Below are 13,760 nucleotides of genomic sequence, written 5' to 3'. Positions count from 1 at the left end.
GGTGTCGTCGTACCGGCGGACACGCCCCGGCCGCAGCGCCCTTTACCGGCGGACACGCCCCGGCCGCAGCGCCCTTTACCGGCGGACACGCCCCGCCCGCAGCACCCTTTACCGGCGGACACGCCCCGCCCGCAGCACCCTTTGATCGCCACCCGCCCATGGAAACGAGTGATCGACCATGCCCCGCCCTCGTGCCCACATCGCGATGGCCGGCGTACCCGTCGTCAGCCACGTCCTGCCCAGCCTGGCGGTCATCCGCGAGCTGGTGGCCCGCGGCCATCGGGTCACCTATGCCAATGACCCGTTCGTGGCCGACCGGATCACGTCCGTCGGCGCGGAACTGGTGCCCTGCACCTCCACTCTGCCGTTCGCCGACAACAACTGGCCCGACGACCCCATCGCCGCGGCGAGCCTCTTCCTCGACGACGCCGTCCAGGCGCTCCCACAACTGCGCGCCGCCTACGACGACGACCCGGCCGACCTCTACCTCTACGACATCGGCGCCTACGCCGCACGCGCCCTCGCCGAGTCGCAGGGGCGTCCCCTCGTGCAACTGTCCCCGACGTTCGTCGGCTGGGACGGCTACGAAGAGGACGTCGCGGCGCATCTGAAGAAGTTGCCGGGCGCCGACACGTATCGAGCCGGATTCGCGCAGTGGCTCGCCGGCTCCGGGGCGACCACCCTGGACGTGGACGCCTTCTCCGGTTCGCCCGCACGGGCCCTCGCCCTGATCCCGCGGGCGATGCAACCGCACGCCGACCGGGTCGACACCGACGCGGTGACCTTCGTCGGCCCCTGCTTCGACACCCGTGCGGACACGGACGGCTGGACCCGCCCCGTCGCCGCCGACCACGTGCTCGTGATCTCCCTGGGCTCCGCGTACACGCACCGACCGGAGTTCTACCGCCAGTGCCTCGCCGCCTTCGGTGACCTGCCCGGCTGGCACGTCGTCCTCCAGATCGGCAAGTACACCGACCCCGGGGGTCTCGGCGACATCCCGGCCAACGTCGAAGTGCACTCCTGGATCCCGCAGCGGGCGATCCTGGAACAGGCGGACGCCTTCGTCACCCACGCCGGCATGGGCGGCTGCGGCGAGGGGCTTCTCGCCGGCGTTCCCATGATTGCCGTGCCGCAGGGGGCCGACCAGTTCATGAACGCCGACCAGCTCGTGGAACTCGGCGTCGCCCGCCGTGTGGACACCGCGAACGCCACCGCCGAGACCCTTCGCGTGGCGCTGAACGACCTGGTCACGGACCCGGAACGCCGCCACCGATCCCGGCGGTTGCAGGCCGCCGCCCGGGCCGAGGGCGGCACCCCACGCGCTGCCGACCTCATCGACAACATGCTGGCGCCCGCGCGCTCGACCATCTGCGCCACATCGCAGGAGCGGTCCAGCTGACGACCGTGCACACCCAGGTCCATCTGTCGCTGCAGAGCGACTTCGAGCAATACAGGACGTTCGCGCCCAACGAACGCCACGAGAGCGCGCTGCAGCAGATGCTCACCGAGGTCGTCACCCTGACCTCGGCACTCGCACCGCTGCGCCGGGCCTGAACAGACGGCCCATGCGGCGCATGACGTCATGCCCGGGCCAGCCGGCACGCTTCGCTCGGATCGCCGCGCCACCCGTGGACGCACCCGGAATGCAGGGATGCCGGAGTGGAATCCCACGGGCAACCCGGCGCGATGTGGTCAAGCACGCGCACACCACTTGTTCAGCTCACCGCCCCCATCGCACCGGTCACCACCCCCATCGCACCGACCGAAAGGGCCGCCTGTGTCGGTCCGGGGACACAGGCGGCCCGATGCTCACCGCTGTGTCAGACGCCCATGCGTTCGCGTTCGGCCGGTCGGGCCGGGCCAACTGCCGACGGGGCCGGCGAACGACGGGCGAGAGACTCTCCCTCGACGTCCACCTTCGGAAGGACCTTGGCCAGAGGGCGCGGCAGCCACCAGGCCCAGCGGCCGAGCAGAGCGTGCACGGCCGGTACGAACGCCATCCTGACCACAAGGGCGTCGAAAAGGACGGCGATGGCGAGGCCGAACCCGATCGTCTTGACCATCGACTCGTCCGCGGTGACGAAACCGGCGAAGACCGACATCATGATCAGTGCGGCTGCCACGACGACCCGGGCGCTGGCCCTGAAGCCGCTGACGACTGCCGACTTCGGGCTCTCTCCCTGGACGAAGGACTCCCTGATCCGGGAGACGAGAAAGACCTCGTAGTCCATGGCGAGTCCGAAGACGATGCCCACCAGGAAGATCGGCATCATGCTCATGATGGGGCCGGGCTGTTCCACGCCCAGCAGATCGGCCCCCCAGCCCCACTGGAACACGGCAACCACTGCGCCCAGGGCGGCCAGCACCGACAGGAGGTAGCCGAGGGCGGCCTTGAGGGGGACCAGCACCGAGCGGAACACGATCATCAGCAGCACGATCGCCAGGCCGACGATGAGGATCAGGTACGGCACCAGGGCGTCCTGGATCTTCTGGGCGACATCGATGTTCAGCGCGGTGGCGCCGGTGACCTCGAAGGTGGCATCGGTGCCCCTCACGATCGAGGCGCGGTGATCGCGAATCGTATGGACCAGATCGACGGTGGCCTCATCGGTCGGGCTCGTCGAGGGGACCACCGACAGGACTGCCGTGTCGCCCGCCTCGTTGAACCCCGCCGTGGACACCGACACCACACCGTCCGTGTCGGACAGGTCCTCGCTGATCCGGGTGACCGCGCCCTGGGGGTCTTCCGCACCCTGGGCGTCGACGACCACGGTGAGAGGGCCGTTGAAGCCGGGGCCGAATGCATCGGCCAGCGCGTCATAGGCACGCCGCTCGGTGGTGGAGACAGACTTCGACTCATCGCCCGGCATGCCCAATTGGAGTCCCAGCACCGGAAGGGCGACCACGCCCAGACCGATCACCGCGGCAATCAGCACCGGCAGAGGCCGACGTATGACGAAGCGTGCCCACAGGCTCCCGCCGTTGTTGCGGCGTGGTGCGCCGACTCCCTGGAGGGCCGCGGACACCACCGCGGCGTCCGCGGCGTCGGCGGCGGCGCGCCGGCGGGCCTTGCGCCCCTTGCCCGGCACCACCACACGGGCCCTCGCGTTCTTGGCGACCTTGCGCAGCTTGCGCGGCAGCACCGCGTTGGGCCAGAAGCCGAGAAGCGCGGGCACTGCCGTGAGGGCCACGAGCACCCCGACGGCGACGGCACCTGCGGCGGCGAAGCCCATGGTGGTCAGCGTCGGGATCCCGACGACGAACAGCCCGGCCAGCGCGATGATCACCGTCAGTCCCGCGAACACCACAGCCGAGCCCGCAGTACCCACAGCGATGCCGGCGGCCTCCCGGGCCGTGCGCCCCTTACCGCGCTCCTCGCGGTAGCGGGAGGTGATGAACAGCGCGTAGTCGATGCCGACGGCCAGGCCGAGCATGGAGGCCAGCGAACTGGTCGAGGACGACAGTCCCAGGGTGCTGGCCAGGGCGCCGACGGCCAGGACGGACACGCCGACGCCGATCACCGCGGTCAGCAGGGGAAGGCCGGCCGCGACCAATGACCCGAAGGTGACCAGCAGCACCAAGGCAGCCACGATGACACCGATGCCCTCCGCCGGACCTCCTGCCTCCACCTGATCCGCCAGCGCGTCACCGCCCACCTCGACGGTCATGCCGCTCGCGCGGGCCCGGTCGACGGCGGCCTGCACCGGTTCCTTGTCCGTGTCGGTCAGTTCGTTCGCCGCTTCTTTGAAGGTCACCGTGGCGTAGGCGGTGGTCGCGTCCTTGCTCACAGCGTTCGCCTGGAACGGGCCCACGGCGGAGGCGACGCCCTGTGCGGCGGCGGAGTCCTTCACCGCCGTGTCGATCACCGTGCGGTTCTGGGCAGCGGTGACCTTCTGCCCGTCGGGGGCGACGAACACGATGCGTGCGGTCGCCCCGTCCGAGGCCGCTTCCGGGAAGCGCTGGTCCATGAGGTCGAAAGCCCGCTGGGATTCGATTCCGGGCATCGTCGTGGTCTCGTCCTCGGCGGAAGGCGCCACAACAGCGCCGACCCCGACTCCGACAAGGATCAGTCCCCACAGGAGCATGACCCATCGACGCCGACGGAAGGCTCCGCGGCCCAGATGATAAAGGAGAGTAGCCAAAGCGATCGCGCCTTCCACGTCCTGTTCTTCGGTCCTCACAACCGTCTCGGGAACAGGCGTTTCGGTCGTCGTTCAACCGCCGTCACTGCGTGTACTGCGCTCGCGGTACGTGCCCGGCTTCTTCCGCCACGGAATCGGGCGGAGGCCGTCGTGCGGGCGTACCGCACGCGGCGTGCTCCGCGAAGCTCAGTCGCACCGCGATCGATCTCCCCTGCCCGCGAGCAAGAGACGTCGTCGGCACGGCCCCTGAATGATGCTCAGCACGTAGTGCGAACGCAGTACAGAAGGACGCTTCAGCCGGACGACGTACGGGTCGCCTCCCGCCCGCAGGATGGCCGTACGCCCCCGCACCGAGCGGAGGATCACGAATCGTCTGGAGGTCGATCACCATGATCGCGTCCGTCCCTGAGCAGTCCGCACCGTCCGCACACACCACGTACGACTATCTGACGGTGCAGACCTCGCGGCACAAGGAGTCCCTGTACCGCGACATCCACCAGAGCTTCGGCTGGACGTTCGACGGCTACCTGAACTCGGTGCGCCCGACCGGCGGCATCACCCTGAAGTTCAAGCGCGACCGCCACATCGGCAACCGCACCGTGGCCGACGAACTGCAGCGGACGGCCGAGGAGGCCCTGACGAGGATCGAGCGACTTGAGCGGAACAAGGCCGCGACCGCGAGGGCCTCCGCCTGGGGCTTCGGGGTCGCCGGCTCCGGTCTGCTCGCCGGTTCGGTGTTCAGTCTCGACGCCGGCATGACGCCCCTCTCCGTCGTCCTGGGCGCCATCGGCCTGCTGCTGTGGGTCGTCCCCTTCGTCGTCCACCCCGCCGTGCGCAACCGAGCCACCGCCAAGGCCGCACCCCAGCTGGACCGTGCCTACGAGGAGCTGTACAGCACCGCCGAACAGGCGGCGGAGCTGCTTCGGTGAGGCGTCCGCGCCACAGAGGGCTCGCGGTCAGGGACGGAATCCGGCCCTGACCGCGAGCGAGACCAACTGCGCTCGGTCGCGAACCCCCACCTTCGACATGGCCCGGTTGGCGTGCGTCTTCACCGTGTAGGGCGAGACGTACATGCGGCGTGCGATCTCCGCGTTGTCCTGACCGGAGACGATGGCCTCGACCACTTCGCGCTCCCGCGGGGTCAGTCCCGCGAAGAGCGCCTGCGCCTCCTCGTCCGGCGGGGCCTCGGTCGCGTCGGCGACATGCCCGATGAGCGCGGCGGCCGCGGCCGGAGTGAGCGCCCCGCCGCCCGCGGCTACCTCCAGGACCGCATCGGTGAGTTCGGTCGGTCCCACTCCCTTGCTGAGGAATCCGTTGGCCCCGGCACGCAGCGCCGCCAGAACATTGGCGTCGTGATCGAACGTCGTCAGAACGACGATCCGCAGGGACTCGGGGGAATGGGCGGCGCGGATCCGACGGGTGGTCTCCACACCGTCGATGCCGGGCATCCGAATGTCCATCAGCACCACATCGGGCCGGGACTGCTCCAACTCTGCCAGTTCGGCCAGTTCGGCCAGCGCCGCCAGTCCGTCGCCCGCCTCGGCGCACACCTCGATGTCCTGATGCGCCTCCAGCATGGTCCGCAGCCCCATGCGGATCATCGGCTGGTCGTCCACGATCATCACGCGGATCACTGGGCCTCCTCTCCCGCCGGGCCCCTGCCCGGATTCGGTACGCCCTGCTCGTCGCCCCCGTCTTGCGGGGACGGCCCCAACACAGCGCGCAGCTTGAACAATCGGCCTTCTGCGGCGGCCTGCAGACTGCCGCCCACCGACTCGGCCCGCTCCCTCATCCCGACAAGCCCGAAACCGCTGCCGGCCTGGCTCTGCCGGCCCTCCGACTCCGCGCGCACGTTCACCGTCTCCACGATCACGACGCCGTCGGTCTGCCCCACCCGCACCGACACGCCCCCCGAACCGTGGCGCCTCGCGTTGGTGAGCGCCTCCTGCATGATGCGGTACGCCGCGGCGCCCACCGTCAACGGCAGCCCTTCAGGGACGGGAGCGATCTCCGCGTCGACCGCCAGACCGGCGGCCCTCGCGGACTCGATGAGCGCGGGGATGCCGCGGTAGTCGGCTACGGGCGTGCCGTCGCCGCCCAGCCGCAGCGCACCGAGCAGGTTCTGGGTCTCGCGCAGCACTCCTTGTACTCCGGCCCGGGCGGCGGCGAGGTCCGTCCTCGCGGCGTCACCCTGGGCCCCGGCCGGCAGATGCACCTCCGCTGCGCCGAGATGCATGTTGATCACGGCGATCTCGTGCCCCATGCCGTCGTGCAGATCGCGCGCGATCCGGAGTCGTTCCTCGGCGACACGCCGCTCAGCGACGGCCTCGCGCGTCACGACGGCGTCGCGGGCCCGTCGGCACAGCTCGTCCCAGTAGCGGCTGTGCTGGCGAATGGCGCTTCCGGCAGCGGCGGCGGCCAGGCACAGCGCCGCCGCGATCGAACCCAACTGACTCCATCCGCCGGTGCCCATGGCCAAGGAGAGAGCCGTGTAGTTCCCCAGTCCCGTGAGCAGCCCGACGGGCAGCCCCGGCAGGCCGCGCAGGGCGACCAGGAACGCCGCGAAGACCACGAAGGACCAGTAGGGCAGCGGCTCCGCGTCGAGCGCCGCGGCGAGTACCGGGCTCCCTGCGATCAGGACGAGGCCGGGCCATGGATGCCGCCGGGCAAGAGCCACACCGCCGAGGAACAGGGCGAGCGCGGCGTAACGGCTGCCCAGCGGGTCACCGCTCCACGGGATGGTGAGGGCATCGACGATCACGCCGATGCACAACACGGTCAGGGCCGTCACCTCCCAGATCCGCGGTCTGCGCAGCGGCGCCGGAACCTCGGGGGGCTTTCCCTCCGCTTGTGGCCAGGTCATACGCTGATCGTCACATCGGTCAGCGGCGCGTGTGTACTGCGAACGCAGTACACCGGGACGGTTCACTCGAACGACTCCCGTCGTGCGTCCGTGGCACACCATGGCCGGTACATGCACTCGACTTGATCTTTGACCTTGAGCTCAGGGCAGCAGCGCTGCGTGAGGCGGACCAGGGCGTGAAACCGATCGAACCGTGGACGGACCCGATGCCCGGCTCGCCTCGTCCCTCGGGCCCACGCCCCGACCCGCGCGGGTTCACCGTCTGTACCCGTGCCGTCCGCCGCCGGTTCCGGCCACCGCTCCCGCCGGGCATGGTCCGGACCGTACTCCCGTGCCGGACCGTACTCCCGTGCCGGACCGTACTCCCGTGCCGGAGTGGATGATTCAGGAGGCACGGAAGCGAGCAGGCGAGAACCATGGACTCCACTCCGCGAACCATCACTTCACCATCCGCACGGTCCTTCCTTCCACGCGAGCGCGGACCTGCCGGGAGCAGGTGCGGGCTCCGCCGGTACGCCCTCGTCCCGGTGGCGGTCGTGTCCCTTGCCGTGGGCCTCGCCGGCTGCAACGACGGCGCCTCCCCCTCGGCCGTCTCCGCGGGATCAAGCAGGCCGGCCCCCGACAGCACCGCCCCGGATGCTCCCGTCGCGCCGGGCGAGCCGGCTCCCGGCGGGGCCGCCACCCCGCGCGCCTCGGCTGCCACGTCCGCCCCGGCCACCGGCAGCGGTCCGGGGCGCTGCACGACCGAGGCACTGGCCATGAGCCTGCGGCAGGGCGACGCGGGCGCGGGACAGATCCACTACCGGCTCACGCTGGTGAACAAGTCCTCGGGCTCCTGCACCCTGACCGGCTTCCCCGGGGTGTCCCTGATCAGGCGCGACGGCAGCGTGATCGGCGAACCCGCCGACCGGGAGGGCGCCGCCGGCCGGGTCACCGTCATCGGGGCCGGAGGCTCGGCCGAGGTCACCCTGCACACCCTCAACCGCGGGATCAAGGGCTCGGGATGCTGGGACCGGCCCGACTATCTCCGGGTCTACCCACCCGGTTCCCGGAGGGCCCTGACCCTGAGCACCTCTCAACCCCTCATCTGTGGCGGGCTCTTCAGGACGACAGCGGTGAGCGGCTGACGGAAGGGCGGCCGCCCGGGGCCATCTGACGTACGGTCGGAGACGTGCTACGGGCGGCGTCCCCAGGCGGAGACCATGGGGGCGGTGGCAAGATCGAGGCGTCCGCCGGCGACGTTCGCCAGGTGGCGGTCGATCTCCCCGTCCGTGGCCAGCCCTTCCGCCACCAGACGGCGGCGGATCTGTCGCACGGTCGCAGTCTCAAGAACGGCACAGGCCGGCGAGGTGATGGGGAAGTACGCGTCGGCCTGAACGTCCTTGAGCCCGGCCTCACGCAGCAGCCGGGGCAGGGTTCGACCGTACGCGAGGTCCGCGCCGCGTGCCGCCATCAAGGCACGGAAGCCGGATCGCAGCCGGTTCGCGAGCTGCTGTTCGGGACCGGACTCGTCCGGACACAACAGCGGCTGCAGCCCCGGGTCGGCATCCTCCAGGAGCAGCCGACCGCCGGGCCGCAGGGCCTGAACCATCCGGCGCAGCGCCCCGGCGCGATCGTTGACGTGCACCAGGACCAGCCGGGCGTGCACAAGGTCGAAACCGCCGGACGGCGGCGCGTCGGCCGACACGTCGTGCCGCAGCACGTCGATCACTCCCCCGCCGATGTCCCGGGTCCACGACACATCGATATCGGTGGCGATCACCCGACCTCCCGGGGCGACTCGCTCGGCCAGACCGAGGGGTACGGAGGGACCGCCGGCACCGACCTCCCAGCACCGCATGCCGGCACCGATGCCGAGTCGGTCGACGTGCCGGAACGTCACCGGGTCGAACAGCTCGGCGAGGGCCTCGAAGCGGATACCCGCCTCCGACTGGCTGTTGTCCAGCAGGTAGCCCCGGGCGGCGTCGTGGTCGGCCATCCGGCGATTCTGACAGACGGACGCAGGGCGGGCCGGACCCCAGCCCTCCAGCTCCGGGGATGGCGCGAGTTCCGTCCCACCGGCCGGTACGACGCGGATCGCCGCAAGGCTCTTGGTGACAGAGGGCCAGGCCAAGTGTGTCCGCTGTGGCAGGGTCAGGGCCATGCCTTTTGGTCACAACGACCACTATCGCCCTCTGCTGTTGCGCCAGGTACCGCGGAACTGCGGTGCGGCACTGGATGTCGGGTGCGGGACCGGCCAGTTCGCACGTCGGCTCGTTGACCTGGGTACAGAGGTCGATGCGATCGACCCGTCGAAGGAGGCCATCGCGGAGGCCCGCGCGCTGTCCGGCCGGACAACCGGTCACCGGAGCCCGCGCTTCCAGCACGCGGACGTGACTGAGGTCGAACTCCCCAAGGAGTACTACGACTTCATCTCATGCCTGGCCAGCATCCACCACATGCCGTTCGGCACCGTCGCCGCATTGCGAGACGCGCTTGCGCCCGGCGGGGTCCTCGTGATCTTGGGCTGCTATCCGGAGAGGACCCGGCTCGACTGGGCCTGGAGCCTGGCAGCTGTGCCCGTCAACGCCGCCGCCAGGCTGGCCGTCGCCGTGAGGGACAGGCTCCGCCCCGTCTCCGCTGCGACTGGTCGGGAACGGGTGAAGGCGCCGGTGAGCCGGCCGGCCGTCCCCCTGGTCGAGATCCGCCGGGAAGCCGCGGCGCTGCTGCCCGGCTGCCACATTCGCAGGCTCCTCTTCTGGCGCTATCTGCTCGTCTTCCGTCACCACTGAGCGGCGAGCAGCGGGCGGATCTCGCGGATCACTGGCGGGAGGGGGTTGATCCGACCGTGCACCATTCCCTCGTAGGCTGCGGGCCGTCACTTGCCCGCGCCGCCGGATCCGGGGCTCCGATTGACGGCCCGGCCGGGGCGGTGTGACGATGCGCCGATGTCGGACCTGCACGCCCGGATGGCTGTCCGGGTCGGTGACCTCACGGCCGTCGTGGTCGCGCGCTGCGCGGCAGAGGCGCCGTTCTACGGGGCGCTGCCCCGCGCCACCCTCCAGGGCGAGGTGGCGCGGTCCATCGCGGCGGTGCACGCGCTGTTGCTCAGGGCACTGCGCGACGGCGGCAGCGGAAGTCCGATGGGGCCGGGCGATCTGACCCGGCTCATCGAGTGGTCGGCGCGCCGGGCCGAGGAGCGCGTCCCCCTGGAGGCGGTGATCGCCGCGTACCTGATCGGCGCCGAGGTGTGGTGGCAGACGCTGACCGAGGTCGCGGAGCCCGGTGAGCTGGCCGGGGCGGGCGGCAAGCTGCTCGCCTGCCTGCACGCCGCGCTGCCCGCGGTCGTCCTCGCCCACCAGAACGCCCAGGAGGACCTCCACAGCGAGGACAAGCGCGTACGGCGGGCCCTGCTCGGCGCCCTGCTGGCAGGACGGCCGTACGAGGAGCTGGCGGGCGTGGCACGGGTGGCCGTGGTGGGTGAGTACGAGGTGGTTGCCTTCGCGTTCGAGTCCGAACCGCCGAGCAGATTGGTGCAGTCCTCGCTCGACGCCTTCACCGGGATCCCTGTGCTGATGGACCACGTCGCTCGGATCGCCCTGTTGCCGGGCAGGTCCGACGTGCCCGGCCTGGTGGCCCGGCTGGAGAAGGACGTGGGGCAGCCCGTGCGCGCCGCCGCCGCCCGCTCCTCCGTACCGGCTGCCATCTCCTCGGCGGCGCAGGAGGCCGGCCGCGTGCTGGATCTCGTCCGGCGCCTGGGACGCCCGCCCGGGTGCTACCGCCTCGACGACGTGCTGCTGGAGCACCAGCTGGCGCGCCCCGGGGACGGCCTGGTGCGGCTGGCGTCCAAACTCGACCCCTTGGAGGAGCATCCGTACCTGCTTGAGACGCTGCGCGTGTTCGTGGAGCGGGGGCTCAACCGCCGCCAGACGGCGTTGGAGCTGTGCATCCACCGCAACACCCTGGACTACCGGTTGCAGCGAGTGAGCGCGCTGACGGGCCTCGACCTCGCGGTTCCCGCGCAGGCGCGGCTGATCCAGGCGGCGCTCGTCGCCAGGGACCTGGCCGGGCCCGCGGATCACCGCGGGGTCACCTGATGGCAGGGATCCTCAGGAGCAGCGCGAAGCGGATGAACCACGGCCGGCGTCGGGGAGCGCTCGGCCTGTCATCTGTCAGAGCCAGAAGCCGAGTTCCTCGTGCCGGGGTGCGAGGACCGGGCCCGCGCCGGGGTGGTCGAAGACCATGACGGGCCGGTCCGCGTTCCAGCCGGACCAGCCCGGCTGTCCGGTAGTGGCGAAGGCGACCCAGGCCCGGTGCATGGCGTCGGCCAGTGGCTGGGGCGCGCCGGTCCCGGTCAGGTCCTCGGCGGCGCGCAGGTTGTCGAAGACGAAGCCGAGTTCCAGCGCATGGCACGCGCCGAGTCCCATCACGGGCGAGCGCCAGCAGAATTCGTAGACGAAGGTGCGGGCGGGCCGGGAGTCGGCGAGGCGGTTGAGCGGCCCCCGCAGCAGCAGGTCGGTGGCCATCTCTCCCAGGATCTCACCGGGTTTGGCGTGCGGCCGGGTGGCTCGGTACAGGCGTGCCACGCGTTGCGGGACACGGATCTTCAGCAGTGCCAGCCGCAGGGTGAGCCGGCTGATCCGGTCCACGGTTCCGCCGGGTACGAACCGCAGCCGGTACTCCTCCCGGTTGCAGCCCAGCAGCAGGTCGGCCTCGGGAAGGGGCGGGGCGGCGGGCACCACGTCGCCGTCGACCACGATGTGGAAGCCCGGACCGCCGCCGATGGGGTCGGACCGGTCGACGACGGCGGCCTGCGCGTCCAGCAGCAGGTCTCGGTCCACCGCTGCGAACGCCTCGGCGGTGGCCGGGATCCGCAGCCGCTTCGCCATCGACCGTACGGTCTTCGCGCCCTCGCGGCGCGACACCGTGTGCGGCGGGCCGCTCTGCAGGATCGCCCGGTGGAACAGCCCGGCCGCGCCGGGGCTGGTCATGAGGGCCGCGACGCTGATCGCGCCGGCGGACTCCCCGCACACGGTGACGTTCGCCGGATCTCCGCCGAAGGCGGCGATGTTGTCGCGGACCCAGATCAGGGCTGCGATCTGGTCGAGGAGGCCCCGGTTGACGGGGGCGTCGGGGAAGACCCCGAACCCCTCGACGCCGAGCCGGTAGTTGACGGAGACGAGGACCACCCCGTCGCGCGCGAAGGCGCCCCCGTCGTAGAGCGGCAGGTTCGCCGAGCCGTTGCGCAGGGAACCCCCGTGGATCCAGACCATGACGGGCAGCCGGCCCTCGCCGACGGATGGGGTCCAGACGTTGAGGTTGAGACAGCCGTCCCCGGCGATGCTCGGATCGGGTATCAGCCGGTCGAGGGGCGGGCGGTAGGGGCGTTTGGGGGCGGTCGGCCCGTACTCCAGAGCGTCTCGTACCCCTTCCCAGGACTCGACCGGGGCGGGAGCGCGGAAGCGGTGGGCACCGAAGGGCGGGGCGGCGTAGGGGATGCCGAGAAAGGTGGCGATCCCGTGGTGGAAACGGCCTCGGACCTTGCCCTGCCCGGTGGTCGCGATGAGGTCCATGGCGGTCCTTCCATGTACGAACGGGAGCCGGCCGCCCCTGGTCGCGGGAGCGTCAGGGGCGGGCGGCGGGGATCGGGACGGCCGCCGGTCACGGCGGAAGGGATCTCCGGGATCGGGTCACGGGTTCGCGAGGGCATTGCGGCGGACGTCGGACCAGGTGCCGCTGTCGGTGCAGATCCCGCAGTCGGCCCCGAAGAACTGTGCACTCGCCGTCTGGTCCCCCATCAGGTGCGCCTTGAACCAGGCGGTGGTGGGCGCGGCGAACGGGCCGGGGTCGCCCACGACCGTGAAGTGATCGGCGCCGCGCAGTTCCCCGTAGATGGCCGGTATGTGGTCGGCGTCGTTGTAGAAGGCCTTGACCAGGAAGGGGAAGACGATGCTGTCCTTCTGCCCGGCCAGGAGGAGCGCGGGTACGTGTACGTCGTCGATGTCGGCGAGCGGCCCGGGCTGGATGGGCAGGATGGTGTCGATGCGCGGGTCCGCGCCGACGACGATGGCGGCGGCGCCACCCTGCGAGTGACCGGACGCGCCGATGTGCTCCAGGTCGACACGGTCGTGGAAGGGGCTGCCCTGGTCGGCGTTGCGACGGGTGAGCAGGTCGATCCCGGCGCGCATGGAGATGCCGAGGTTGGACTGCGGAGTGTTGGCGGCGGCGACGATGAAGCCATGACTGGCCCAGTGGAGCAACAGGTCGCGGTAGACGACCGGGAAGGCGAAGGTGCCGTTTCCCCACACGATCACGGGGTGGCGGCGGTCGCTGGTCGCGATGTCACGCGGGTAGTACAGGGTGGTCACCGCCCCGACCTCCACCGCGGTGGCGTAGGGGCCGGGAGCGCCGTAGTCGGCCGCGGCCACCTCGGCACTGACACCGGCGGGGGAACCGGTGGACGCCGCTGCCGCTCCCGCGCCGGCAGAAGCCGTCAGCAGGAGCAGGAGCGAGGTCAGGGGGACGAGCAGTTTTCTCCAGAGCACAGCGGACTCCCGATGTCGTCACGGTGAACTGGATGTTTCATCCGGCTCACGCCTTGTCTGATCGCACATCCTGAAGCACGGTTCGAGACCCGTCTCTGCGCAATCGCGGCAACCAGCGACGTCGGAGTTTGTGCAACATGCCGAGAGGCCTGAGCGCGGTGGGGGTGCCATGCTCGGTTCCGCCGCCACGACAGAGAGCCCACCGCCCGGTCCCGAGAGGAAAACGCCGGG

At 71.0% G+C, this 13,760-nt stretch carries 12 protein-coding genes; 6 read left to right on the top strand and 6 right to left on the bottom strand.

Going from position 1 to position 13,760, the window contains the following annotated elements; translation table 11 throughout:
* Nucleotides 1–178 precede the first annotated feature (178 nt).
* Together ACFVUT_RS31150 and ACFVUT_RS31145 are read left to right on the top strand one after the other, a co-directional pair.
* Nucleotides 179–1,399, top strand: a complete 1,221-nt coding sequence (locus tag ACFVUT_RS31150; protein ID WP_389656271.1) for a macrolide family glycosyltransferase — start codon at nucleotides 179–181, stop codon at nucleotides 1,397–1,399.
* 5 nt (nucleotides 1,400–1,404) lie between these two features.
* Complete coding sequence (locus ACFVUT_RS31145) at nucleotides 1,405–1,554, top strand: hypothetical protein (protein ID WP_389656274.1); 150 nt, start codon at nucleotides 1,405–1,407, stop codon at nucleotides 1,552–1,554.
* A gap of 266 nt (nucleotides 1,555–1,820) precedes the next feature.
* On the opposite strand, the gene ACFVUT_RS31140 is transcribed toward ACFVUT_RS31145, so the two are convergent.
* Complete coding sequence (locus ACFVUT_RS31140; protein WP_389656277.1) at nucleotides 1,821–4,142, bottom strand: MMPL family transporter; 2,322 nt, start codon at nucleotides 4,140–4,142, stop codon at nucleotides 1,821–1,823.
* Nucleotides 4,143–4,531: 389 nt separating this feature from the next.
* Here ACFVUT_RS31140 and ACFVUT_RS31135 point away from each other — a divergent pair, with 389 nt between their 5' ends.
* Complete coding sequence (locus ACFVUT_RS31135) at nucleotides 4,532–5,071, top strand: hypothetical protein (protein ID WP_389656280.1); 540 nt, start codon at nucleotides 4,532–4,534, stop codon at nucleotides 5,069–5,071.
* A 27-nt stretch (nucleotides 5,072–5,098) separates the two neighbouring features.
* Here the strand turns inward: ACFVUT_RS31135 and ACFVUT_RS31130 are convergent, their stop codons facing one another.
* The gene (locus ACFVUT_RS31130) at nucleotides 5,099–5,776 is read right to left on the bottom strand and encodes a response regulator (RefSeq protein ID WP_389656283.1); all 678 of its coding nucleotides are present in this window, start codon (nucleotides 5,774–5,776) and stop codon (nucleotides 5,099–5,101) included.
* Entirely contained in the window at nucleotides 5,773–7,005 is a 1,233-nt protein-coding gene (locus tag ACFVUT_RS31125) for a sensor histidine kinase (RefSeq protein ID WP_389656286.1), read from the bottom strand. Before ACFVUT_RS31125 ends, ACFVUT_RS31130 begins: the two co-directional genes overlap by 4 nt.
* A gap of 536 nt (nucleotides 7,006–7,541) precedes the next feature.
* Between ACFVUT_RS31125 and ACFVUT_RS31120 the strand changes: the two genes are divergently transcribed.
* Nucleotides 7,542–8,132, top strand: coding sequence for a DUF4232 domain-containing protein (locus ACFVUT_RS31120; protein WP_389656289.1), 591 nt, complete (start codon nucleotides 7,542–7,544; stop codon nucleotides 8,130–8,132).
* Nucleotides 8,133–8,179: 47 nt separating this feature from the next.
* On the opposite strand, the gene ACFVUT_RS31115 is transcribed toward ACFVUT_RS31120, so the two are convergent.
* Nucleotides 8,180–8,983 carry a methyltransferase domain-containing protein gene (locus ACFVUT_RS31115; protein WP_389656292.1) on the bottom strand — a complete coding sequence of 268 codons (804 nt, stop codon included), beginning with the start codon at nucleotides 8,981–8,983 and terminating at the stop codon, nucleotides 8,180–8,182.
* A 163-nt stretch (nucleotides 8,984–9,146) separates the two neighbouring features.
* Here ACFVUT_RS31115 and ACFVUT_RS31110 point away from each other — a divergent pair, with 163 nt between their 5' ends.
* A complete protein-coding gene (locus ACFVUT_RS31110; protein WP_389656295.1) occupies nucleotides 9,147–9,776 on the top strand; it encodes a class I SAM-dependent methyltransferase in 630 nt (209 codons plus the stop codon).
* 156 nt (nucleotides 9,777–9,932) lie between these two features.
* Nucleotides 9,933–11,081, top strand: a complete 1,149-nt coding sequence (locus tag ACFVUT_RS31105) for a PucR family transcriptional regulator (protein WP_389656298.1) — start codon at nucleotides 9,933–9,935, stop codon at nucleotides 11,079–11,081.
* A gap of 75 nt (nucleotides 11,082–11,156) precedes the next feature.
* On the opposite strand, the gene ACFVUT_RS31100 is transcribed toward ACFVUT_RS31105, so the two are convergent.
* Complete coding sequence (locus tag ACFVUT_RS31100; RefSeq protein WP_389656301.1) at nucleotides 11,157–12,557, bottom strand: carboxylesterase/lipase family protein; 1,401 nt, start codon at nucleotides 12,555–12,557, stop codon at nucleotides 11,157–11,159.
* A 117-nt stretch (nucleotides 12,558–12,674) separates the two neighbouring features.
* Entirely contained in the window at nucleotides 12,675–13,529 is an 855-nt protein-coding gene (locus ACFVUT_RS31095; protein ID WP_389656304.1) for an alpha/beta hydrolase family protein, read from the bottom strand.
* Between the last annotated feature and the right edge of the window lie 231 nt (nucleotides 13,530–13,760).

The sequence above is a fragment of the Streptomyces sp. NPDC058051 genome, assembly GCF_042885475.1.
GTDB lineage: Bacteria > Actinomycetota > Actinomycetes > Streptomycetales > Streptomycetaceae > Streptomyces.
Note: the sequence above shows the minus strand (reverse complement) of the source record. Positions and strands in the feature narration are given on the sequence as shown.